The organism is Pseudomonas sp. TE36184 (genome assembly GCF_054060055.1).
In genome coordinates this window covers 2696528-2719183 of the sequence record NZ_JBSSCU010000001.1, presented here as the reverse complement: position 1 = coordinate 2719183, position 22656 = coordinate 2696528, and the positions used below count along the sequence as shown (strand labels likewise).

The following is a 22656-nucleotide window of genomic DNA, read 5'->3' as shown; positions in this document are numbered from 1 at the left end:
CCACACCGTCTGGGGCGTGGAGATGGGCGTATTCTTCGCCCTTATCAACAGGAATTAAAATGAGCGAAAGCTTTGCGGAACTCTTTGAAGAAAGCCTAAAAACCCTGAACCTTCAGGCAGGCTCCATCATCACCGGTGTTATCGTTGATATCGATTACCAAGCTCGCTGGGTAACCGTTCACGCTGGTCTGAAGTCTGAAGCACTCATCCCGCTTGAGCAGTTCTACAACGACGCTGGCGATCTGACTATCAATGTCGGTGACGAAGTTCACGTTGCTCTGGACTCGGTTGAAGACGGTTTCGGTGAAACCAAGCTGTCCCGTGAAAAAGCCAAGCGCGCTGAATGCTGGATTGTTCTCGAAGCAGCCTTCGCAGCTGAAGAAGTGGTCAAGGGCGTTATCAACGGTAAGGTTAAAGGCGGCTTCACTGTCGACGTTAACGGCATCCGTGCGTTCCTGCCAGGTTCTTTGGTCGACGTCCGTCCAGTGCGCGACACCACGCACCTGGAAGGCAAGGAACTCGAATTCAAGGTCATCAAGCTCGATCAGAAACGCAACAACGTTGTCGTTTCCCGTCGCAGCGTCCTGGAAGCAGAGAACTCCGCCGAGCGTGAAGCTCTGCTGGAATCCCTGCAGGAAGGCCAACAAGTCAAAGGTATCGTCAAGAACCTCACCGATTACGGCGCATTCGTCGATCTGGGTGGCGTCGATGGCCTGCTGCACATTACCGACATGGCTTGGAAGCGTATCAAGCATCCTTCCGAAATCGTCAACGTTGGCGACGAGATCGATGTCAAGGTTCTGAAATACGATCGCGAACGCAACCGTGTTTCCCTGGGCCTGAAGCAACTGGGTGAAGATCCATGGGTCGCTATCAAAGCCCGTTACCCAGAAAGCACCCGCGTGACCGCGCGCGTTACCAACCTGACTGACTACGGCTGCTTCGCTGAGCTGGAAGAAGGCGTTGAAGGCCTGGTACACGTTTCCGAAATGGACTGGACCAACAAAAACATCCACCCTTCGAAAGTCGTACAAGTCGGCGACGAAGTGGAAGTTATGGTTCTGGACATCGACGAAGAGCGTCGTCGTATCTCCCTGGGCATCAAGCAGTGCAAATCTAACCCATGGGAAGATTTCTCTGGCCAGTTCAACAAGGGCGATAAAATCTCCGGCACCATCAAGTCGATCACCGATTTCGGTATCTTCATTGGTCTGGACGGCGGCATCGACGGCCTGGTTCACCTGTCCGACATCTCCTGGAACGAAGTGGGCGAAGAAGCTGTTCGTCGCTTCAAGAAGGGCGACGAGCTGGACACCGTTATCCTGTCGGTTGACCCAGAGCGCGAGCGCATCTCCCTGGGCATCAAGCAACTGGAAAGCGATCCGTTCTCCGAGTACGTTCAAGAGAACGACAAAGGCGCAATCGTTAAAGGCATCGTGAAAGAAGTTGACGCTAAAGGCGCCATCATCACCCTGGCCGACGATATCGAAGCGACTCTGAAAGCCTCCGAAATCAGCCGTGACCGCGTTGAAGACGCGCGCAACGTTCTGAAAGAAGGCGAAGAAGTAGAAGCCAAGATCATCAGCGTTGACCGCAAGAGCCGCGTAATCCAGCTCTCCATCAAGTCGAAAGACGATGCTGAAGAGAAAGAAGCCATCCAGAGCCTGCGCGACAAGCCAGCTACCTCTGAGCCTTCTGCTGGTCCTACCACTCTGGGCGACCTGCTGCGTGCACAAATGGAAAAACAGAACTGAGTTCTGTCAGACCATAGAAAAAGGGCGACTTCGGTCGCCCTTTTTTGTGCCTGAAATTTGTTGAATCAACAACTTGGAGCCACGTAGAGCTGATCGGTGTCAGAACTGATTATAGTCTTTGGATAAGCTATTCCCGTGTTGCTGATTCAGTAAGGATTTTCAATGAACAGGCTCATCTTAGTGTTCGCAATGGCCATGCTTGCAGGTTGCGCCGCCACCAATGCCAAGACTCACGCACGGCATGGCGTCAGTGGCATCGAGATCGACTGCTCAGGCTTGGGTTCCAACTGGGAGAAGTGCGAGAAGCGCGCGGCTCGAGAGTGCAAGACGCAGGGGTACAAGGTCGTCACAAGGTCCAGTGACGCCAAGGACGAGGAAGGGGATTACTTGTTCGGCTGGAACCCGGCAGGCGCCGTTACCCGCACGATGCTGGTGATCTGCAATTGAGCGCGTAAGCGCTTGATAGTGAAGTCGATCTGGCGTGTAGATAAGTTATTGGATGGGCTGTTCAAATTCATCAAGTCATGCTAAAACCTTTGAAGCGCTTTTCCTAGCTGCTTGAAAAAGAAGGGAAAAATATGACGAAGTCGGAGTTGATCGAACGAATTGTCACCCATCAAGGGCTGCTCTCATCCAAGGATGTGGAGCTGGCCATCAAGACCATGCTTGAACAAATGTCCCAATGCCTGGCTACGGGCGATCGTATTGAGATCCGAGGGTTTGGTAGCTTCTCGCTACACTACCGCGCCCCGCGCGTAGGCCGTAACCCTAAGACCGGGCAATCCGTCAGCCTGGACGGCAAGTTCGTGCCTCACTTCAAGCCGGGCAAGGAATTGCGTGATCGAGTGAACGAAGACGAAGAAGAAAACGTCTGAGTGTCTTTAGGGTAGGAGAAGATTATGCGTGGGATTAAGCGCGCCGTGGTGTTGCTGACAGTGCTGGTGGTCGCACTGGTGGTTATAGCGTTTGTGCTCGAAAACCAGCAGGGCGTGTCTCTCTCGTTCCTTGGCCTGGCGACCGGGCAGATGCCGGTGTCGGTGTTCGTGACCGTGGCGTTGATTGTCGGCATGCTGATAGGGCCGTTGTTAGGCATATTGGTGCGCAGTCGGCGTCATAAGTCGACCCCTGCAGGGCGTGCCTAGGGAGCTCTCTCCCGTTCCACAAAAATCGCATGCATGCTGAGACAACCGCTCGTCAGAAAACTGCCCTAAAATAGCCCGTCAATTTCAGCGCCGCCTTGTAATGATGCGGCCGCCCTCAAGTAAAAAATCCGCGGATTCATTGGGTTTTAGCTCGATAGTTCGGAGTTTTCTTTCTGTTTCAAGATTCCTCGGGCGTGTTCCATGAGGTTTGGCGCTATACGTGTAAGAAAACCTGATGCCTATGTCAATACTTGCAATATGTCAGAGAGATGGCAAAATGAAATCTGTTCTCGATAACGGGCAATTTGTGCGCTCAAAATTTGGCAGCGACGCTGGTTTTTGACGGTCATCTAATTAGAATAAAAAAGACACAATTTTGTCTGCATAACGAGCCCGCAGTTTCTTTTTGAAGGCAGGTTTTTGTTGTGAGTAGCAGCCTCCGTGTTTCCCCGCTCTCCGCAGTTGACAAATTTGATTTTGTTGTAGTTTTTAAGGCTGTTTGGCAGCAAAGAAAACTTATAGCGGCACTTATTGTGATCGGTGCCGCAGTTGGCTTCGGTTATGGCCTGCTGGCTACTCCTGAATACCAGGTAAGCAGCACCTTACGCCCTGCAGCGTTAAATGAGTTTGATGCTTTGAATCGGTCTGGGATTTATGTGCTACCGCCGCGTGAGGCGCTGACGAGATTAGGCGCTTCTCTGGAGTCTTACGAAACCCGCTTAGAATTTTTTAGGGCGAACCAAGACTTATTTCAGGCTTTCATGAAGCCAGGTCGTACATTGGAGCAAAGTTTCGAAGAGTTTAATATGAGCTCAGTAAGTGTTATGTTGCCTGATCCAAATAAGCCGGATTCGCTCAATACATATATAGAATTGAAGTTGAACTATCCGGGGAGGGTGGATGGCGTTGCCATTTTAAACGGGCTCGTAAATTATGCGATTAAAAAAGAGATTTCGCAAATTGGCGCTGATGTCAATGTTATTGTCGGCAATCGCTTAAATGAACTCAATGAGAAATTTTCAGCTGCGCGTGCAAGTTATCAATCTGAAAAAGAAGCGAAGATTGCCTCTTTGTTGGAAACCGATAATATTAAGCGTGCGAAATTGAACGATGAGCTTCGCGCATTACGAGCTCAATTAATAGTAAAGCGCGGTAATCGAGTAGCTCAGCTTGATGAGGCTATATCTATTGCTAAGAAATTAGGAATTAGAAAGCCTTCGACACCGTCGTCCATGTCGGAGTCATCCGGTGCTGGCGGCGCTAATGTAATGCATACGGAAGTTAATAATCAGCAATTCCCGCTTTATTTTATGGGGGTGGAAGCGTTGGAGGCTGAGCGCGTTGCGTTGCTAGGGCGTAAGTCAGATGACTTTAGCTCTTCCCGTATTTCACAAATTGCTAAAGAGCTACAGCTGCTTAAAAGCAATCGCGAAATAGATGTACTGTCTGGGCGGGAGAATGAAGATATTTTTTTGAGCGGTGTACAGCCCTTGCGTGCGGAAATTTCTCGATTAGGTAATATCAATACCGATATGAGTAAATTGAAGCTTGTGACGGTGGACAAGCAAGCGCTCGAACCTCTGGGTCCTGTGAAGCCGCAGAGAGGATTCAACCTCGTCCTCGGGCTCTTAGTGGGGGCTTTGGTAGGTGCCGCATTCGCGGTAATGCGCTACGCATTCCGTTCTCCTGAATAGTATTCTTTGTTCATATCGCATACTTAATCACAATTCAGCCTCTCGGAGGAGGGGCTTACCCATCCCCTGTGGACAGAGTTCGTGTGCTATGAGGCAGAGATCAAAAGCCTGTTGGCTGTGGTCTTCGTTAAAGAGAATGTGCTAAATTAAGACTAGCTTCTTGCTCAGCACCATGTTAGTCGGAAAAGGCTATTTAAGGCTATGGCATTGCAATTATTCTAAAAACAACCATTTTTTTGAGTTTTAGGTGTGGGATATGAATTTAGTTAGGTGGATTGATTTTCAGGTACTGGGTGATCATCGAGGTAGTTTGGTCGCTATTGAGCACGGAAAAGTTATCCCGTTTGATATAAAACGTGTGTATTACATATATGGTACCGCAAAAGGCGTGAGCAGGGGGTTTCATGCTCATCGTGAATTAAAGCAGGTTGCTATATGCGTTGCAGGAAGTTGCCGGATGATATTGGATGATGGTACTCATCGTGAAGAAGTAATCTTGGACTGCCCTAAAAAGGGGATAGTTATTGATGAGATGGCTTGGCATGAGATGCACGATTTCAGCGAGCATTGTGTACTCCTTGTATTAGCTAGCGATCATTATAATGAGTCGGACTATATTAGAGATTATGCGCAATTTATTGAGTTGAGCAAGGTGGCGCGTATTTAGAAGTATGCTTCGAGTTTATGAGTAATAAGTGTGCGCTTTTGTTTCGTTGTGTTGTCTTTGTCGTGCGTGCAAATATTTATGGTGATGCTGAAGTTGGATGGCGTAAAGTATAATAATATTGTGGTGGTGAGGTTGTAAATGATTTTATCTGAGGCTAAACAGCATTGCTGTTAAACGTTAGTGTTTTGGCAGTTGCGAAATGAATAACTGATTTTGGAGAAAACGGTGGCTGCAAAAATTAGCGTAATGGTACCAGTTTATAACTCTAAAGAATATCTACAAGAGTGCCTGGATTCCATATTTAGCCAAAATTATGAAAATTTTGAAGTTGTCGTTTCAGATGATGCTTCAACGGATGGTGGTCAGGAAATATTAAAAAAGTATGCTGCTCAGTACAAGAACATGATTTTGTTGCTTAATGAAAATAATTTAGGAATCACAGATAATTGTGACCAGGCTCTTCAGGCGTGTGACGGAAAGTATATAGTTTTATTTGCGGGTGATGATGTAATGTTGCCTGGAAAGTTGTCAATGCAAGTTGAGTTTATGGAGAGTCATCCTGATGTGGCGATAAGCTATCATTCTGTAGAGGTTTTTAACTCTGATACTAATACAGTGCTGGGATATACTAGTAGTACGCCTGCTGATGAAACGAATAATACCGTTGATATAATAACTAAGATGGGGATTGATGGCTCAATGAGCATCATGTCCAGATCCAGCATGGTGCCTAAGGATATATATAAAACGGATGTTAAATATATTAGTGACTGGCTTTTTCAAATAGAGGTATCTCTGGCGGGCAGGGTGGTTATGTTGCCAGGCGTATGGTGCAAATATCGAAAATATGGCACTAATAATGGGAAAGACCTTTCCAGATATCTTCATGAATTTGAGGAAGTTATTGGCTACGTGAAGACAAAGTATAGCAAAAATTCCCAGCTCGTGAATGCTTGTAATGTTGGTCTCGCCCGTTTTCTGGCAGGCGAAGCGTTTCGAAATATAGCGGCGGGGCAAAAAAAGCAAGCCAGAACCAACTTGAAGCGTGCTATCGGGTTAGACAGGAAACTCATTTATGTGGTGGCCTATCTATTTGCTTTTGTTCCTCTGGGCGCAAGTGTGTTACAGAAGATGAAATATAGTTTAAAGAAGGTCTTGAGCAGGCTGGGCTTGCTATGAGGAGTGTGTTAGTCGTTGGTCGCAGTAATGTTATGTTTTTTTGCGGATATGTAATTTTTATATTTTATATGTTTCATATGGCGCGTGGACTTTTTTACGTCTATCCGCTTCTGGTGTTTTTTTTAGTGTTGTGCGTAAATATTTGGGCAATATCCCATGCAGCCTGGAATGAACTGGACTCGGGCGGTTTGTTTCTTATTAGTATTATGATTGGATACTCGCTGTTAGTCATACCTATCATTTCATTGGTTTGTTACCCCGAATATTTTACGCTCACGTCTGTCGCACGTTTTTTGTTTGTGCTGCCTTTATTAGTGTTGACATTGGTTTTCGTGAGGGTTGATCGGTTTTCAAAGATATTAAAATTTTATATTTTGTTTTCGATTCTGTGCGGTGCCTCAGTTTTGTATCAAATAAAATTTGGTCCTGTCAGCTGGTTTGCTGAGGCATCTAGTCGCGATGGGCTGGTGCGGTATTCCTCTCTGGCCGGTAGTTTAACTATACTGGGTGTGTCCGGAGGGCTAGCGTTACCCTTCGCATTTTTTCTGATTAGGCGAGGTTTGTTGAGGTGCGTTGTGCTTGCTGCGATAGCAATTGGTATGTTGTTGTCGTTGCAAAAAGCGGCAGTTATTAATTTGGTTATTTTCGCTGGATTGGTGTTTTGGTATTTTTTGAAGAAGGGTGAGTTGGGTTTTATCGTTTTGATTGGAGTGCTGCTGACTGGTTTCGTTGCACTGCTGTATAGTTTCGATGTTAGTTATGCGGTTTCTGTTGTCAATAATGTTTTCAGGATTGGTCAGGCAAGTGAAAGCTACACCGATTACTCATTTTCCGAGAGTATTCTTTCTCGTTTATGGGGGCTGCCTTCCGTCGTTTTGGACTACCATGGTCCGTATTCGCTGATAGTTGGAGTAGGTATTGCTGGCGGAGCAGGAGTATTTGGGAATGAAGAATTACCCATGTCTCACAATGCGCTTCTTGACTATCTCTTCATTGGTGGAATTCCTTACCTGCTGATTTTCATGATTTCGGCAAGCTACGCAATTCAAAAATGCCTTCGTTGTATTCAACAGGATACGGCAAACCAGGGGTTGCATCGCGCTTGTCTATGGTTTTTCTTGATTTTTTTGGCTAATATGCCCTTTGCGTCTGGGATGCAGTTTCAGCCGGTTCTTGGTGGGATTTTCTATGCAGTACTAGGCTGGTATTTGATAGTTCCCAAGAAAACAGTCGACTCATTACAGAAAGATTAGATTTTGGAGGTAGTGTGTTTTCAGGTAAGAAGTTATTGATTAGTGGCGGCACGGGATCTTTTGGAAATGCCGTGCTTAGGCGTTTTTTAGCGACTGATATAGCAGAAATCAGAATCTTCAGTCGCGACGAAAAAAAACAAGACGATATGCGCAAGCGGTATAATAGTTCTAAACTGAAATTTTATATCGGTGATGTACGAGATTATCAGAGCGTGCTCAATGCTACGCGCGGCGTCGATTACATTTTTCATGCTGCAGCGTTGAAACAAGTACCTTCTTGCGAATTTCATCCAATGGAAGCAGTAAAGACTAACGTTATCGGTACTGATAATGTGCTTGAGGCCGCAATCCAGAACGAGGTCAAACGTGTTGTTTGTCTTAGTACGGATAAAGCGGTCTACCCTATTAATGCAATGGGTATTTCGAAGGCAATGATGGAAAAGGTTATGGTTGCCAAATCCCGAAATGTGGATGAAAGCAAGACTGTGATCTGCGGAACGCGTTACGGGAATGTTATGGCATCTCGTGGGTCGGTGATTCCGCTTTTCGTCGAGCAGATCAGGGCAGGTAAGGCGCTATCAATTACTGACCCTCATATGACCCGATTCATGATGACCCTGGCTGACGCTGTAGATCTTGTTCTTTATGCTTTCGAGCATGGTAACAATGGTGACTTGTTTGTTCAGAAGGCGCCTGCGGCGACGGTTGACACCCTCGCTCGTGCAATAACTTTGCTGATGGGGCTTCCTCAGCACCCTATTCAAGTTATTGGTACTCGTCATGGCGAAAAACTATACGAGGCATTATTAAGTCGCGAAGAAATGGCTTGTGCAGAGGATCGGGGTGACTATTTCCGCATACCGCCTGATTTACGAGATTTAAACTACAGTAAATTCGTTGAACAGGGTGAGGAGAAGATTTCCTCAACTGAAGACTATAACTCTCACAATACCGAGCGATTGGATCTTGATGGGATGCAAGAACTTCTATTAAAACTTGATTTCATGCGCTCAATTCAGTGTGGTGAACACGCAACGCCTGAGGAGTAAGTGATGAAAGTGCTAATCACCGGTGCGCAGGGATTTGTCGCTAAAAATCTGTACGCACACTTACGTGAGCGTCAGGACATAGAGATTTTTTCTTTTTCTCGTCAAGATAGCTTGGCCTCGTTAAAGAGCATGATTTCAGAAGTGGATTTCATATTTCATCTGGCTGGCGTTAATAGGCCGGATGATCCGGAAGAATTTCGGACTGGAAACACTGATCTGACGAAAGCAATTTGTGACGAAATAGCAGCTGCCGGTAGAAAAATACCCATTATTTATACATCATCGAGCCAGGCGGAACTTGATAATCTCTATGGAGCCAGCAAACTGGGCGCTGAGCGTGCGCTTGTTGACTTAGCCGCGAACTATGCTGTTCCTATTCATATTTTTCGTTTGCCCAATGTTTTTGGCAAGTGGGCGAAACCTAACTATAACTCAGCTGTTGCGACATTCTGTAATAATATCGCACGTGGGCTGCCGATTAAAATCAATAATTCGGATGCGCCTGTCACATTAGTTTATATCGACGATGTGATTGCTCAATTTATCGCCGTAATGGATGGCAAAGTTTCAGGTAACCCATTTATATCCGTCAGTCCGGCCTATGAGACCACCATCGGTAATTTGGCCGCTCAATTGGGTAAGTTTCGTGAAAGCCGCGAGACGCTTATTACAGAGTCTGTAGGCGCCGGCTTTGCCCGTGCCCTTTATTCGACTTATCTGAGCTATATTCCTCCAGAACGGTTCACCTATGAGGTTCCGAAGTATGGAGATCCTCGTGGTGTTTTTGTGGAGATGCTAAAAACCAAGGACTCAGGGCAGTTCTCGTATTTCACTGCACACCCCGGTGTTACGAGGGGTGGGCATTATCACCATTCCAAAACGGAAAAATTTCTAGTAATTAAAGGGTTAGCTTGTTTTCGCTTTCGTCGTATCGACTCTGGTGAGTTTTATGAACTTTTCACCTCAGGTGAAAAGCCGGAAGTTGTGGAAACGGTACCTGGTTGGACGCATGATATTACCAATGCCGGAAGTGATGAGATGATCGTGATGTTATGGGCTAACGAAATATTCGATCGCGAACGTCCCGACACCTATACCATGCCAGTAAGCATCGAAGCTTAAATATATTCGCACATAGAGACAGCTATGAAAAAAATGAAAGTTGTTACCGTAGTAGGAACTCGGCCAGAGATCATACGGTTATCGCGAGTTATTTATTCACTCGACAGGCATTGCGATCATGTGTTGGTCCATACTGGTCAGAATTATGACTACGAGCTCAACGAAATTTTTTTCCAGGATCTTGGGATACGTAAGCCGGACCATTTTCTAAATGCCGCCGGTGCGACTGGCGCTGAAACTATTGGTAACGTTATTATCGCGGTAGATCGAGTACTATCGGAGGTCAATCCTGAAGCGCTATTGGTCTTGGGCGACACCAATAGCTGCATGGCAGTTATCCCCGCAAAGCGTCGGAAAATTCCGATATTCCATATGGAAGCAGGTAACCGATGCTTCGATATGCGGGTTCCCGAAGAAATCAATCGTCGTATCGTCGATCACACGGCCGATATCAATTTGACTTATAGTACTATTGCACGAGATTACCTTCTTCGAGAAGGGCTGTCTCCTGACATGGTGATCAAAACGGGCAGTCCGATGTACGAAGTCCTTTCTCACTATAGATCAGGCATCGAAGCGTCTGATGTTCTTGATCGCTTGCGTTTAGAGCACGGCAAGTTTTTTGTTGTCAGTGCTCACCGTGAAGAAAATATCGATTCAGACAAGAATTTTTTGAAATTGGTTGATGTACTTAATACAGTGGCGAGTGAATATGGTTTCCCTGTAATCGTTTCCACTCATCCGCGTACGCTAAAACGTGTAAATTCAATGGGTGTAAAGTTTCACGACAATGTTCAGTTGCTGACGCCCTTGGGATTCAAGGACTATAATAAATTGCAACTGACTGCAAAGGCGGTGTTGTCAGACAGTGGCACAATCAATGAAGAGTCTTCGATTCTCAACTTCCCGGCCTTGAATATACGCGAGGCGCACGAACGTCCTGAGGGTATGGAAGAGGCCGCCGTGATGATGGTCGGCCTGGAAGTCAATCGAGTTCTTCAGGGTTTGACGATTTTGGAAAGTCAGGAAACCGGTTGTGCTCGCACTTTACGTTTAGTTGGTGATTACAGTATGCCCAATGTTTCTGAAAAAATTACCAGGATTATTCATAGCTATACTGACTATGTAAATCGTATTGTTTGGAAACGCTACTGATTGAGTTATTCAAATGTCTAAGGATAAGCTGAATATTCTTGTTGTCACACAGTATTTTTGGCCCGAGAATATGCGGATCAATGATCTTGTTAGAGATATGTCCGAAAAAGGCCATCAAGTGACTGTGCTGACGGGCTTGCCTAATTACCCCGAGGGCGAGGTTTACGAGCAATATAGAGATCATCCAGAGAAGTTCAGAGAGTTTGCTGGAGCCAAAATCGTTCGTATACCGCTTATACCTCGTGCGAAGCGCAGCTTGAACTTAATACTTAATTATCTTTCTTTCTTTACCATCGCGAGTGTAATAGGTCCGTGGAGGTTACGTCACGAACGGTATGACGCCATTTTTGTTTATGCAGTGTCGCCGATTATGGCGGCCATACCAGCACTGGTGATAGGGCGGTTAAAAAAAACACCGGTGTTCGTTTGGGTGCTGGATTTATGGCCGGAGACGCTCAGGGCGGTTGGCGTCCTTAAGCAGCCGCTGTTACTGGGGGGAGTGGGGCGACTGGTGTCCTGGATCTACAATCGGACCGATTATTTGTTACTGCAGTCGCACGGCTTTTTCGAAAACGTAAAACATTACTGCACGAAAGATATTTCTTCAGATCGTTTGGTTTACTTTCCAAGCTGGGCTGAGGACGATTTCTCGAATTCGAGCCAGCAAACCTCTACGTTACTTCATCCGGACTCAACGGTGTTTACTGTATTGTTCGCCGGAAACTTGGGGGAGGCTCAGGACCTTCCTGCCGTTATCGAAGCCGCTCAGGCGCTCGCGGGAAAGGTGTCCGTGCGTTGGGTCATTGTTGGTGACGGTCGAATGAGCCAATGGCTGGCTGACGAAGTGACGTCCCGTGGGTTGGGTAACGTTTTACTATTGGGTCGTCATCCACTTGAGGAAATGCCTGCGCTGTTTGCGTGTGCTGACGCGCTTCTTGTCTCGTTGAAGACGAATGATGTCTTTGAAAAGACAATTCCAGGTAAAGTCCAGGCTTATCTCGCATCTGGTAAGCCGATTCTCGGCATGATTAATGGAGAGGCGGCCCGTGTCATCAACGAATCTGGCGCTGGTTTATCTTGTGATTCAGGTAATGCAGCAGCGCTTGCGGAAATCACGTTCCAACTGGCCATGATGGATCCTGAGCAGCGTGTGTCCATGGGGAGATCTGGCCGTGATTACTATTTGGAAAACTATTCTAAATTCAGCCTTTTGAATCGATTGGAGCAGCTTTTTCGCGATGCAACCTTGCGTAAGGGACAACAGTGATGTCGCAATCTGTATTTTTGACCGGTGCTACTGGTTTCGTGGGCGGAGATTTACTGCGACGGTTGGTAGCAGATAGCTTCTCAGTAACAGCAGCTGTCCGTAAGGGAGCCGTGCTAGATGCAAGTGGCATCACTATTGTTGCGTTTGAATCCTTTGAAAGTGCTCGCTGGGATGAGGTTTTAACTGGTATTGATGCGGTGGTGCATTGCGCTGCGCGCGTTCATGTCATGGACGACAAAGAGGCTGATCCTCTGGCTGCGTTCCGTAAGGTCAATGTCGAGGGTACCCTGAGTCTTGCTCAACAGGCGGCTGAGGCGGGGGTACGACGCTTTGTCTTCATCAGCTCAATAAAGGTCAACGGAGAGGGGACGTCACTCGGCCGTCCTTATACAGCGGATGATCATCCCGAACCAGGCGATCCCTATGGTGTCTCCAAGATGGAAGCCGAACAAGGGCTACGAGCTCTTGCGGCTCGGACCGGTATGGAGGTTGTTATTATCCGACCAGTGCTTGTGTACGGTCCAGGTGTAAAAGCCAATTTTCTGAATATGATGCGGTGGCTGGACAAAGGTATACCGTTGCCCTTTGGCGCGATAAATAATCGTCGTAGTCTAGTTGCCTTAGGCAACTTGGTGGATCTCATAGTGACTGCCCTCACTCACCCCTCAGCTGCAAATCAAACGTTTTTGGCAAGCGACGGAGAAGACCTATCGACTACTCAATTGCTGCGTCGAATGGCAAGCGCACTGGGTAAGCCTGCGCATCTTTTACCCTTACCCAGTTGGGTGCTTAGCATCGCTGCAAATATGCTTGGTAAGCAATCGTTATCTCAACGACTTTGCGGGTCGTTGCAGGTAGATATCAGTAAAAACAAGGAATTGATGCACTGGACTCCACCCATATCAGTGGATGATGCGTTGAAAACCGCTGCGCAGCATTATACGGAACTGAAAAAAAAATGATTTATTGGTGGTTGATCCCCGGGGTTGTACTTGTTTCATTTGCGCTGACCGTAGCTCTGCGTCGTTATGCGCTTGCTCGTAGCATCATTGATGTCCCGAATGCCCGAAGCTCCCATTCGGTGCCTACGCCGAGGGGAGGAGGGATTGCGATTGTCCTTGCCTTTTTGTTGGTGTTGCCGTTCCTAACCTGGTCGCAACTGCTTCCTTTGCAGGTATTGATCGCAATTTGGTGGGCGGGTGCATTAGTGGCAGTAGTCGGGTTCCTAGATGACCATGGGCACATCGCAGCACGATGGCGCTTGCTTGGGCATTTCGCCGCAGCGGCTTGGGCCTTGTTCTGGTTGGGAGGATTACCCGTAATCCTTGTGTTCGGCATTTCTGTCGATTTGAGTTGGGCGGGTGGTTTTGTTGCCGCGTTTTACCTAGTTTGGATGCTCAATCTTTATAACTTCATGGACGGAATTGATGGGATCGCGAGTATAGAGGCCATCTGCGCATGTCTCGGAGCCTGTCTGATCTATTGGCTAGGTGGGTTTGAAGGTCTATTTTGGCTCCCATTGCTTCTTGCGATGGCAGTTGCAGGTTTTCTTTTTTGGAACTTCCCTCCTGCTCGTATTTTCATGGGAGACGCCGGGAGTGGATTTCTAGGTTTGGTGCTAGGTCTTATTTCTATCCAGGCTGCATGGGTGTCCTCACAACTGCTGTGGGCTTGGTTGATTCTATTGGGTGTCTTTATCGTAGACTCCACTTTCACATTGATTCGTAGGCTGCTACGTGGCGATAAAGTATATGAAGCTCATCGCAGTCATGCTTATCAGTTTGCCACCCGACGCTTCGGAAAACATTTGACGGTAACGCTTACGGTCGCAGTGCTTAACTTATTTTGGCTATTGCCGATCGCCATGGCTGTAGCCTTGCTGAATTGGGACGGCGCGTGGGGGGTGATTCTTGCTTACGCACCCCTCGTTGGTTTGGCGATTAAATTCAAGGCTGGTAGCGTTGAACGTAACGACTGAAGCAATCGCGCTGTGGCTCAGGATTAACCATCCAGTCAATGTCGGAAACGTAGAATGAACGCCTGGTAACAGTTATGGGAGCAGCTTCAAGTGGGTGAAGGGGTTATGGAAAAGTTACGAGCGTTTCTTGTTGGACTACCTCGCCGCAAGAAGCGACTGATACAGGTAACAGCGGACGTCTTTATAGTCTGGGTTGCATTATGGCTGGCATTCGTCGTGCGCTTGGGTATTGATGAAATGGTCAATCCGTTTCGGGATCACTTGTGGTTGTTCTTAGTGGCGCCCGTGGTGGCGATTCCTCTGTTCATTCGCTTCGGAATGTACAGGGCTGTGATGCGGTATTTTGGTAACGATGCACTGATCGCTATCATCAAGGCCGTTAGCCTGTCCTCTTTGATCTTGGGCGTCGTCGTCTACTGGTACAGTAATCATCAAAATGTTGTGCCGCGTTCCATTATCTTCAACTACTGGTGGCTCAGTCTGATTATGGTGGGCGGCCTGCGGTTGGCGATGCGTCAATATTTCCTTGGTGACTGGTTCGCGGCAGCACAGCATGTCCCTTTCACCAGTCGTGAAGATGGCCTCCCCCGTGTTGCAATCTACGGCGCTGGCGCAGCCGGCAATCAGTTGGTTGCCGCGCTCCGTATGGGCCGTGTCATGCGACCGGTGGCCTTTATCGACGATGATGTCAGTATTTCTGATCGCGTGATTTCCGGCCTTCAAGTCTACAAACCCAAGCACATCCAACGCATGATTGATACCACAGGTGCGCAGGAAATCCTGTTGGCAATTCCCTCATCTAATCGCGGTCGTCGCAGAGAGATTCTCGGTTTCCTTGAAGGGTTTCCGCTCCATGTGCGAAGTGTGCCAGGTTTCATGGATCTCGCCAGTGGCCGGGTTAAGGTGGATGATATCCAGGAAGTGGATATCGCCGACCTGTTAGGGCGCGATGCTGTTCCTGCCCAAGCTGAACTGCTGGAACACTGCATCAAGGGGCAGGTCGTACTGGTGACTGGGGCTGGAGGGTCTATCGGTTCAGAACTTTGCAGGCAAATCCTGTTCTTACGTCCGACGGTTTTGTTGTTATTTGAGCATAGCGAATTCAATCTATATAATATCTTGTCGGAGCTTGAACAGCGCGTCATTCGTGAATCATTGCCCATAAAATTATTACCAATATTGGGCTCGGTACGTAATTCATCCAAACTGCTGGATACTATGAAAGCTTGGCGGGTGAACACTGTTTACCATGCGGCGGCCTATAAACATGTTCCGATGGTAGAGCACAATATCGCCGAAGGCGTTTTGAATAATGTAGTAGGCACATTAAATACCGCTCAGGCCGCTCTACAGGCCTGTGTGGCAAACTTTGTGTTGATCTCTACCGATAAAGCAGTTCGCCCCACGAATGTAATGGGGAGCACCAAGCGTCTCGCCGAATTGACGCTGCAAGCCCTCAGCCGCGAGCTAGCCCCCGTCTTGTTTGGTGACAAGTCTAATGTCTCGCATGTAAACAAAACACGATTTACTATGGTGCGTTTTGGTAATGTGCTGGGCTCTTCGGGTTCGGTCATTCCGTTGTTCCACAAACAAATTAAGTCTGGTGGACCTTTAACGGTCACTCATCCTAAAATTACACGCTATTTCATGACTATCCCTGAGGCTGCTCAACTGGTGATTCAGGCTGGCTCTATGGGGCTTGGCGGTGATGTATTTGTATTGGACATGGGGGAGCCGGTAAAAATCGTTGAGTTAGCTGAGAAAATGGTCCATTTGTCCGGTCTGAGTGTGCGCTCAGAAAAAAATCCACATGGGGACATTTGCATTGAATTCTCCGGCCTGAGGCCAGGCGAAAAGCTGTATGAAGAGCTGCTGATCGGCGATAACGTTGTCCCCACTCAGCACTCAATGATCATGAGTGCCAATGAAGATCACCTGCCGTGGGAGAAGCTCAAAGAGATGTTGTCCGAGTTGCTTGCCGCAGTGGATAAGGATGACTACGATCGCGTACGACAGCTGCTTCGAGATACGGTCAGCGGTTATACGCCTGACGGTGAGATCGTAGATTGGATATATCAGCAGCGTCGCCTTGAGCCTTGAAGTCAAGTATGGATCCATGAACCCCACATTTAAGGTTCTTCACGGAATCCCGGGAAACACAGAAACAAGAACGCCGATTTGATGGATGATGTTCGTGCGAGCAAACACATCTAAAAAACCGGCGTTCTTATGCGCAATATTAATACTTTCCTTTCTTTTTGGGAGGGCTTTTCTGTCGTTGCGATCAAACCTGACGGCGATGCCCTTCAAATCGACCTGATCCCCCAGGCCACGCGATTTCCCACCTGTGGTGGCTGCCAAAAGCTCGTAAGCGCTCCATAAACCTCACATTCAAAGCCGCCACCTGACCCTCGATGATGTGCTCCCGATTTCTTTCCGGAGCCAGCACCTCATGATGCGTCCCGACGCAAAAGTCGAAAAAGTCTATCTGTACCCCAAGCCCGTCGACTTCCGAAAATCCATCGACGGCCTCGCCGCTCTGGTCGAACTGGACATCAAGGCCGCGGTGTTTGATCCGGTGCTTTTTGTCTTCCTCAACAAGCCTCGAAACCGAGTGAAGATTTTATATTGGGAACGCAACGGCTTTTGCCTTTGGCTGAAGCGCCTGGAGTCCGAGCGTTTCAAAACATCGCCGGATTGTTCGGATGAAGCCATCGTGCTGACGGTTCAAGAGCTCAACTGGTTATTGGACGGTTTTGATTTGTGGCGCAACCGGCCGCATCAAGTTTTGACGCCTCGATTCGTCGCCTGATTCGGTATAATCCACGGCACGATTTCCATGCCCAAAGACCTTCCTGACGACCCTGTTTTGCTCAAGCAACTGCTTGAGCAAATGCTGAGTGAGCGCGAGTCGGATAAGGGCAAGATCGTTCATCTTGAAGAAGAAAACGCGCTGTTGCGTCAGCACCTTTTCGGGCGCAAGTCAGAGCAGACAGCCGATCCCGCGACCCCGCAAATGGCCTTGTTCAACGAAGCTGAAAGCGTGGCCGAGTCTGTCGACGAAACGGTTGAAGAAGAGGTCGTAGCGCCGAGCAAACGACGAGGCAAGCGCAAGCCTCTGCCCGCCGATCTTCCACGTATCGAAGTCATTCACGAACTGCCCGATCACGAGCTGACCTGTGCCTGCGGTTGCCGTAAACACAGCATTGGCGAGGAAATCAGCGAGCAGCTGGAGATCGTGCCGATGCAAATCTGCGAGATCAAACATGTGCGCAAGGTCTACGCCTGCCGTGGCTGTGAAACCGCGCTGGTCACCGCCGACAAACCGGCGCAGCTGATCGAAAAGAGCATGGCTAGCCCCAGCGTTTTGGCGATGTTGCTGACGACCAAATACGTCGATGGCCTGCCCCTGCATCGCTTCGAAAAAGTACTCGGTCGCCACGGCGTCGATATTCCACGACAAACCTTGGCACGCTGGGTTATCCAGTGCGGCGAACACCTGCAACCCTTGCTCAACTTGATGCGTGATCGACTGCTGGAAAGTCGCGTCATCCACTGCGACGAAACACGCGTGCAGGTGCTGAAAGAGCTTGATCGAGAGCCGACCAGTCAATCCTGGATGTGGGTGCAAACCGGCGGGCCGCCGGATCAGCCTGTCATCCTTTTTGACTACTCGACCAGCCGGGCGCAGGAGGTTCCATCGCGCCTGCTCGAAGGTTATCGCGGCTACCTGATGACCGATGATTACGCTGGTTATAACTCCTTGGGCGCGCAATCCGGTGTCGAACGTTTAGGCTGTTGGGCACATGCGCGACGCAAGTTTGTCGAGGCGCAAAAGGTGCAGCCTAAAGGCAAAACCGGGCGTGCGGATATCGCCCTGAATCTGATCAACAAGCTGTACGGTATCGAGCGAGATTTAAAAGAAGTCGGCGATGAACATCGCCATGAAAGCCGACAGCAAAACAGCCTGCCGGTGTTGGCGCAGTTGCACACATGGCTGGAGAAAACCCAGCCACAAGTGACGGCGCAAAATGCATTGGGCAAAGCCATCAGCTACCTGGCCAGCAACTGGATCAAGTTGGTTCGCTACACCGAAGCCGGTTACTTGCCGATCGACAACAACGCCGCCGAGCGTGCGATCCGGCCCTTCGTGATCGGGCGCAAGAATTGGCTGTTCAGCGACACGCCCAAAGGCGCGACGGCCAGCGCTCAACTTTACAGCCTGGTCGAGACGGCTAAAGCCAACGGCCAAGAGCCCTATGCGTGGCTGCGCCACGCACTTGAGCGCCTGCCGACAGCTTCTTCGGTTGAGGACTACGAAGCTTTACTGCCCTGGAACTGCTCGCCGGTATCGCATAGTTAAACGCGCTGTCCATCTTGAGGGCCGGTAGGGTTTACGGTGAGTTTAAAGAACGAGCGGAGCAACGATCATGGAATACGACGATAAACTGATTGAAGAAGCCATGCTTGCCCTGTTGGTAACCTTCAGTTTTGATAACGGCGATGCTTGGAAAGGGTTCGACTTCGAGACCATGAGCCGATTGCATGAACATGGTTTCATCAGCAATCCGGTGAGCAAGAACAAATCGATTTGGTTGACGGCTGAAGGGCTGGAGCGCGGTCGACAGATAGCCGACCGATTGTTTGGGGTAAGAACTCAAGTGGAGCATGGATCCGACTCGGATACCTGACCTCATACCACGGCCATACTGTAGGTGGGGTTTATGGATCGCATACAAAAGCTCTGTCCAACAACTCATGAGTACTGCGATCGAGTCGTGCGTGACTTGCCGATTCTCGGTCGCGCAGTCCGCCTCAACGTGCAGCTCAGGCGTGTTGGCTGCCGTGATTGTGGCAAGCGCATGGAGGTCGTCAGTTGGATGGATCGCTTACGTTCATACCCTATCCACGAGAGCTAACTATGCATCCTTATCCCATAGCTCGCTTCGGCGTCAAAACCCAAGGCAGGAGCCGTATGCGGTAATTCTGCACGTACGGATCTGTGCGGGGGGGCTGGTGACTTTTTGATCTATATTAGCTATCCAGCCTATACTATTTTTTCAGAATCCCGGGCGCATGTATCGTGGCCCAAGTGACAAATAGATCAGCTAACTTTGAGCTGGCGTATTCTGAATAATGATAATACTCGTCTCTGAATACGGGCATTCCGTCAATTACCATTGAGCATTGCGTGTCGTCACAATACATTGAGTTTTGGTCAAAAAATTGCACCGTTGGGAAAGCATTCTTTATCTCGTTTTCCAAAGGTGCGAAGTCTGCTTCCAACTTGTTCAGTTTCTCCAGACCAATCGAACACTGGCTGTCAGACCCGGAATACAAGTGGGTTGAACGTGTAAAGCACCCTTTGACGTTGTAGTCAAAGGTGAGGTGAGGTTTAAATATAATAACTTTCTTATTGTTATCAAGTAAAAAGGCTATTCTCTGTTTTACGCTTTTTATATAGTCACCATCAAATACTTGAGGGAAGCCGTCAATGATAACGTACTCGATTGGCTTGGATCGTCTCACAATATTGTGAATGAAAATTTCCTGTCGCCGAGGACGCCCCCCGCTACAGGGCCATCCGCCGATCTCGGGCGTGCCATCGGCTTTATCAGCCCCGGCTATCCCACACACACCTATAGATAAAATAGTATTGCCCCTCAATTTTTCGTTATTGACGAGGCCAGGATATAAGTGGTTTGCAAAGCTATTTCCATATAGGAGTACGGTCGGTTCTGCATCTCGATTAATTACACAGAACCACCACCCGTAGGTCTTGCTTTCTTCAAACGGATATCTATTCAGGCATTGCTCATTCGACGCGTACTTCCAAATCGGCCCTACGAGTTGGGAGAGAGCACGCTCAGATTTCTCTACAATTGGTCTGTTGGGCAATCCGTTGCTATAGTTAGTGAAGTAACCAAGCGATGCCACTGACAGCATAGCGACGACCAGCAACGGGGTGATCGACTTATGGCCGCTGTGCCTTATGGGATGTTCAATGAAATTATAGGTCAGCCAGGCCAACACTACTGACAAGGTGACTAAGCTTGCGCGCATTTGCCAACTGGGCAAACCATTTTCCAGAAGTCTCGCAAAAGTGAGTATGGGCCAATGCCACAAATAAAGAGGAAAACTGATCAGTCCGATCCAAACCATGGGTCTATTCGATAACACTACTTTATTGAGCCAGGCATGCGGGCCGGCGGCAAGGATCAATACGGCACCTGTTGTAGGAACCACAGCCCACCAACTGGGAAAAGCCGCATGCTTATCAATAGCAATGAAAGAAAATGTAACAAGCAGGGCGCCGCTTACAGACAGCATGTTAGGCAGTGTGTTGTGATTAGCATCTAAAGGAGGAAAAAAATGTGGGTGTTGAAGTTTAATTAGTGCTAATAAAGCGCCAGCCAATAGCTCCCATGCTCTATTTTGAATTGTATAAAAGTCAGAGGCTGGATCAATAGTTGCATTATGGATATTTAATCCAAATGAGATGAGTGTGATGGTGATAACTGGAGTCGCATAATTAAGTCTTATTTTTTTTGATGAAAAAGCAAGTAGTGGCCATAACAAGTAAAATTGTTCTTCGACGCCTAGTGACCAAAGGTTAAGTAAGATTTTGGAGTCGGATAAATTATCAAAGTATCCAACCTCATTGAGTAAAATGACGTTTGATGAAAAAAAGGCACCTCCCAGAATATGTTTTCCGAGTTGGGCGTATTCATCTGCAAATAATGAAAACCAACCGAAGCACCAACAGCTGATGAAAACAATGATCAGGGCCGGAAAAATCCTATTGATCCGGCGTCGATAAAAATCCGTGAATGAAAATGTATGTTCTTCTAACCCGCCGAAAATGATAGTTGATATGAGAAAACCAGAAATTACAAAGAAGATATCAACGCCAACAAATCCACCAGTTATTGAGCTTGGAAAAGCGTGAAATAATACCACTGCGAGCACGGCGACTGCGCGAAGCCCATCTATGTCTGGCCTGTATATAGTTCCCACAAACTACCTGTACTTGTGAATGGTTGTTTAAAACTCTTTAAATAGCCCGTCGCTAGAGGTGGGCCCTGTTATTTATCTCTGGGTGTTTAATTAGGTGGGTGGGTCTAGTTTTCTCACGTAACGACATGCGATATACGCAGTAAATAGGAAATATAAAACGTAATTTACAATAAACGCATACATGGCGCCTATAAGTCCAAAATAGTCAGTGAGAGTGTAAACCCAGAGCACATAGGTCAATCCGAAAAATATTTCGGAAAATAGAAACGTTTTGGTCATCGCTTTGGCGAGCATTATAAAAGATAGTATAAAGGACGCTATTTTTATTACGTCGCCCACTAGTTGAGGAGCATAGAGATAGAGGCTGCTTAAAAAACTCTCGGAGAATAGTATTCGTGTTATTATGTCGCGCAATAGGTAAATAATTAATGCGAGAATACTTACCGTAGGTATCAAATATGCGTAGGCTTTTCTTATTTCAGATATGAGCAAATTTCTCTGTGTGGTTGCTGATAGCTTTGGAAGGTAATAAATGTTTATCGCCATTGTTATGAATAGTAGATAGGCATCTGAAATCTTACTGACCGCCTGCCAATAGCCTACTTGCTCCCAGGAAAACCGTTCGCTTAGGATGTTTCTTACTAGAATCTGCATTAGAGGTGCGAGAAGGGCGGACGTTAATGTCATTAGCGAATATTGTGCGAGCTTATTCATCATCGGTTTATTCCAGGTTACCTGGAAATAAAACCAATTGAAATAATTGCTTCTCTTAAAAAAAATCAGGCTGATTGCCAATAAACTTGCTTGGCCCAATAAAAAGGCAAGTAGTACGCCATAGAGTTGGTAGTAATACCCTAGCAGTAGGGGGGCCAAGATACCTATTATCGCGCCCCCCACATGTATTACAGCAAGGCGTTTAACGTCCATCATGCCATTGATGATGGCAATGATAAGATTGTTCAGTGCTACAAATATCTGCACAAATGCTAAAATCACTATCAAACTTTGGTAACGTAGATCGCCCAGCAGCCATTTGGTTATGTATTCACTCAGCGTCAATACGCTGATGCACATGACTAAGGATGAAACCAGCGAGAAACTGAATGCGCAGTTTAATAGAAGTTTAAAATCCTTGTTTTGCTCTCTGTACTGTGCGAGATACTTGACAACTCCAGATCCTACACCACCACCGGCAAACACTACCAGCAATGCCGTCAAGCTCATGAACTGTCCAAATTGGGCAACTCCTTCGGGGCCAGCCATTACCGCAACAAGTTTCATGACGAGGAATCCCGAGAGTAACCTTGCTAATGTAGCAACGAAGGTTAAAGCTCCCGTTTTTAATATATTCAAAGTCGTACCAATTTACTATTTTGCGG

Annotated in this window: 20 protein-coding genes and 2 pseudogenes; 20 read left to right on the top strand and 2 right to left on the bottom strand. The window is 47.7% G+C overall.

Features of this window, described 5'->3' with window-relative positions:
• Positions 1-59: 59 nt before the first annotated feature.
• The 20 genes and pseudogenes from rpsA to ACVWZP_RS11880 all read left to right on the top strand — a co-directional run.
• Positions 60-1754 carry a 30S ribosomal protein S1 gene (rpsA, locus tag ACVWZP_RS11975; protein ID WP_003218806.1) on the top strand — a complete coding sequence of 565 codons (1695 nt, stop codon included), beginning with the start codon at positions 60-62 and terminating at the stop codon, positions 1752-1754.
• A 162-nt stretch (positions 1755-1916) separates the two neighbouring features.
• Positions 1917-2201, top strand: coding sequence for a hypothetical protein (locus ACVWZP_RS11970; RefSeq protein WP_177030485.1), 285 nt, complete (start codon positions 1917-1919; stop codon positions 2199-2201).
• 131 nt (positions 2202-2332) lie between these two features.
• Positions 2333-2629 carry an integration host factor subunit beta gene (ihfB, locus tag ACVWZP_RS11965; protein ID WP_017848846.1) on the top strand — a complete coding sequence of 99 codons (297 nt, stop codon included), beginning with the start codon at positions 2333-2335 and terminating at the stop codon, positions 2627-2629.
• A gap of 24 nt (positions 2630-2653) precedes the next feature.
• A complete protein-coding gene (locus ACVWZP_RS11960) occupies positions 2654-2896 on the top strand; it encodes a LapA family protein (protein WP_046384278.1) in 243 nt (80 codons plus the stop codon).
• Positions 2897-3321: 425 nt separating this feature from the next.
• A complete protein-coding gene (locus ACVWZP_RS11955; protein ID WP_261755090.1) occupies positions 3322-4590 on the top strand; it encodes a Wzz/FepE/Etk N-terminal domain-containing protein in 1269 nt (422 codons plus the stop codon).
• Positions 4591-4846: 256 nt separating this feature from the next.
• Complete coding sequence (locus ACVWZP_RS11950) at positions 4847-5257, top strand: sugar 3,4-ketoisomerase (RefSeq protein WP_261755091.1); 411 nt, start codon at positions 4847-4849, stop codon at positions 5255-5257.
• A gap of 225 nt (positions 5258-5482) precedes the next feature.
• Entirely contained in the window at positions 5483-6436 is a 954-nt protein-coding gene (locus ACVWZP_RS11945) for a glycosyltransferase family 2 protein (RefSeq protein WP_261755092.1), read from the top strand.
• A 77-nt stretch (positions 6437-6513) separates the two neighbouring features.
• A complete protein-coding gene (locus ACVWZP_RS11940; RefSeq protein ID WP_261755093.1) occupies positions 6514-7689 on the top strand; it encodes a hypothetical protein in 1176 nt (391 codons plus the stop codon).
• Between the two features lie 14 nt (positions 7690-7703).
• Positions 7704-8738 carry a polysaccharide biosynthesis protein gene (locus tag ACVWZP_RS11935; protein WP_457369763.1) on the top strand — a complete coding sequence of 345 codons (1035 nt, stop codon included), beginning with the start codon at positions 7704-7706 and terminating at the stop codon, positions 8736-8738.
• Positions 8739-8741: 3 nt separating this feature from the next.
• On the top strand, positions 8742-9860 hold the full coding sequence (gene wbjC, locus ACVWZP_RS11930) for a UDP-2-acetamido-2,6-beta-L-arabino-hexul-4-ose reductase (protein WP_261754701.1): 1119 nt from the start codon (positions 8742-8744) through the stop codon (positions 9858-9860).
• A gap of 24 nt (positions 9861-9884) precedes the next feature.
• Positions 9885-11015: a non-hydrolyzing UDP-N-acetylglucosamine 2-epimerase gene (wecB, locus tag ACVWZP_RS11925; RefSeq protein ID WP_261754700.1), complete on the top strand. Its 1131-nt coding sequence runs from the start codon at positions 9885-9887 to the stop codon at positions 11013-11015.
• Between the two features lie 13 nt (positions 11016-11028).
• A complete protein-coding gene (locus ACVWZP_RS11920) occupies positions 11029-12282 on the top strand; it encodes a glycosyltransferase family 4 protein (protein ID WP_261754699.1) in 1254 nt (417 codons plus the stop codon).
• Positions 12282-13244, top strand: coding sequence for a UDP-glucose 4-epimerase family protein (locus ACVWZP_RS11915; RefSeq protein WP_261754698.1), 963 nt, complete (start codon positions 12282-12284; stop codon positions 13242-13244). Before ACVWZP_RS11920 ends, ACVWZP_RS11915 begins: the two co-directional genes overlap by 1 nt.
• Positions 13241-14260, top strand: coding sequence for an MraY family glycosyltransferase (locus ACVWZP_RS11910; protein WP_457369762.1), 1020 nt, complete (start codon positions 13241-13243; stop codon positions 14258-14260). The genes ACVWZP_RS11915 and ACVWZP_RS11910 overlap by 4 nt, the downstream gene beginning before the upstream one ends.
• 105 nt (positions 14261-14365) lie before the next feature.
• Entirely contained in the window at positions 14366-16360 is a 1995-nt protein-coding gene (locus ACVWZP_RS11905; RefSeq protein ID WP_261754696.1) for a polysaccharide biosynthesis protein, read from the top strand.
• 129 nt (positions 16361-16489) lie between these two features.
• Positions 16490-16624 (top strand): annotated as a pseudogene (locus ACVWZP_RS11900) (ISL3 family transposase); the annotation flags it as partial.
• A gap of 88 nt (positions 16625-16712) precedes the next feature.
• Positions 16713-17072, top strand: a complete 360-nt coding sequence (gene tnpB, locus ACVWZP_RS11895) for an IS66 family insertion sequence element accessory protein TnpB (protein ID WP_261754694.1) — start codon at positions 16713-16715, stop codon at positions 17070-17072.
• A gap of 27 nt (positions 17073-17099) precedes the next feature.
• Positions 17100-18623 carry an IS66 family transposase gene (gene tnpC, locus ACVWZP_RS11890; protein ID WP_457369761.1) on the top strand — a complete coding sequence of 508 codons (1524 nt, stop codon included), beginning with the start codon at positions 17100-17102 and terminating at the stop codon, positions 18621-18623.
• A gap of 67 nt (positions 18624-18690) precedes the next feature.
• Entirely contained in the window at positions 18691-18951 is a 261-nt protein-coding gene (locus ACVWZP_RS11885; protein WP_261754692.1) for a DUF6429 family protein, read from the top strand.
• Positions 18952-18996: 45 nt separating this feature from the next.
• Positions 18997-19149 (top strand): annotated as a pseudogene (locus ACVWZP_RS11880) (transposase family protein); the annotation flags it as partial.
• 163 nt (positions 19150-19312) lie between these two features.
• On the opposite strand, the gene ACVWZP_RS11875 reads toward ACVWZP_RS11880, so the two are convergent.
• Together ACVWZP_RS11875 and ACVWZP_RS11870 are read right to left on the bottom strand one after the other, a co-directional pair.
• Positions 19313-21277: an acyltransferase family protein gene (locus tag ACVWZP_RS11875; protein ID WP_261754691.1), complete on the bottom strand. Its 1965-nt coding sequence runs from the start codon at positions 21275-21277 to the stop codon at positions 19313-19315.
• 90 nt (positions 21278-21367) lie between these two features.
• Positions 21368-22630 carry an O-antigen translocase gene (locus ACVWZP_RS11870; protein WP_261754690.1) on the bottom strand — a complete coding sequence of 421 codons (1263 nt, stop codon included), beginning with the start codon at positions 22628-22630 and terminating at the stop codon, positions 21368-21370.
• Positions 22631-22656 lie beyond the last annotated feature (26 nt).

Bases quoted from the DNA above. Each gene is read 5' to 3' on its own strand.
- rpsA (WP_003218806.1), top strand. From the start codon at position 60: ATGAGCGAAAGCTTTGCGGAACTCTTTGAAGAAAGCCTAAAAACCCTG.
- ACVWZP_RS11970 (WP_177030485.1), top strand. From the start codon at position 1,917: ATGAACAGGCTCATCTTAGTGTTCGCAATGGCCATGCTTGCAGGTTGC.
- ihfB (WP_017848846.1), top strand. From the start codon at position 2,333: ATGACGAAGTCGGAGTTGATCGAACGAATTGTCACCCATCAAGGGCTG.
- ACVWZP_RS11960 (WP_046384278.1), top strand. From the start codon at position 2,654: ATGCGTGGGATTAAGCGCGCCGTGGTGTTGCTGACAGTGCTGGTGGTC.
- ACVWZP_RS11950 (WP_261755091.1), top strand. From the start codon at position 4,847: ATGAATTTAGTTAGGTGGATTGATTTTCAGGTACTGGGTGATCATCGA.
- ACVWZP_RS11940 (WP_261755093.1), top strand. From the start codon at position 6,514: ATGGCGCGTGGACTTTTTTACGTCTATCCGCTTCTGGTGTTTTTTTTA.
- wbjC (WP_261754701.1), top strand. From the start codon at position 8,742: ATGAAAGTGCTAATCACCGGTGCGCAGGGATTTGTCGCTAAAAATCTG.
- wecB (WP_261754700.1), top strand. From the start codon at position 9,885: ATGAAAAAAATGAAAGTTGTTACCGTAGTAGGAACTCGGCCAGAGATC.
- ACVWZP_RS11920 (WP_261754699.1), top strand. From the start codon at position 11,029: ATGTCTAAGGATAAGCTGAATATTCTTGTTGTCACACAGTATTTTTGG.
- ACVWZP_RS11915 (WP_261754698.1), top strand. From the start codon at position 12,282: ATGTCGCAATCTGTATTTTTGACCGGTGCTACTGGTTTCGTGGGCGGA.
- ACVWZP_RS11910 (WP_457369762.1), top strand. From the start codon at position 13,241: ATGATTTATTGGTGGTTGATCCCCGGGGTTGTACTTGTTTCATTTGCG.
- ACVWZP_RS11905 (WP_261754696.1), top strand. From the start codon at position 14,366: ATGGAAAAGTTACGAGCGTTTCTTGTTGGACTACCTCGCCGCAAGAAG.
- tnpB (WP_261754694.1), top strand. From the start codon at position 16,713: ATGATGCGTCCCGACGCAAAAGTCGAAAAAGTCTATCTGTACCCCAAG.
- tnpC (WP_457369761.1), top strand. From the start codon at position 17,100: ATGCCCAAAGACCTTCCTGACGACCCTGTTTTGCTCAAGCAACTGCTT.
- ACVWZP_RS11885 (WP_261754692.1), top strand. From the start codon at position 18,691: ATGGAATACGACGATAAACTGATTGAAGAAGCCATGCTTGCCCTGTTG.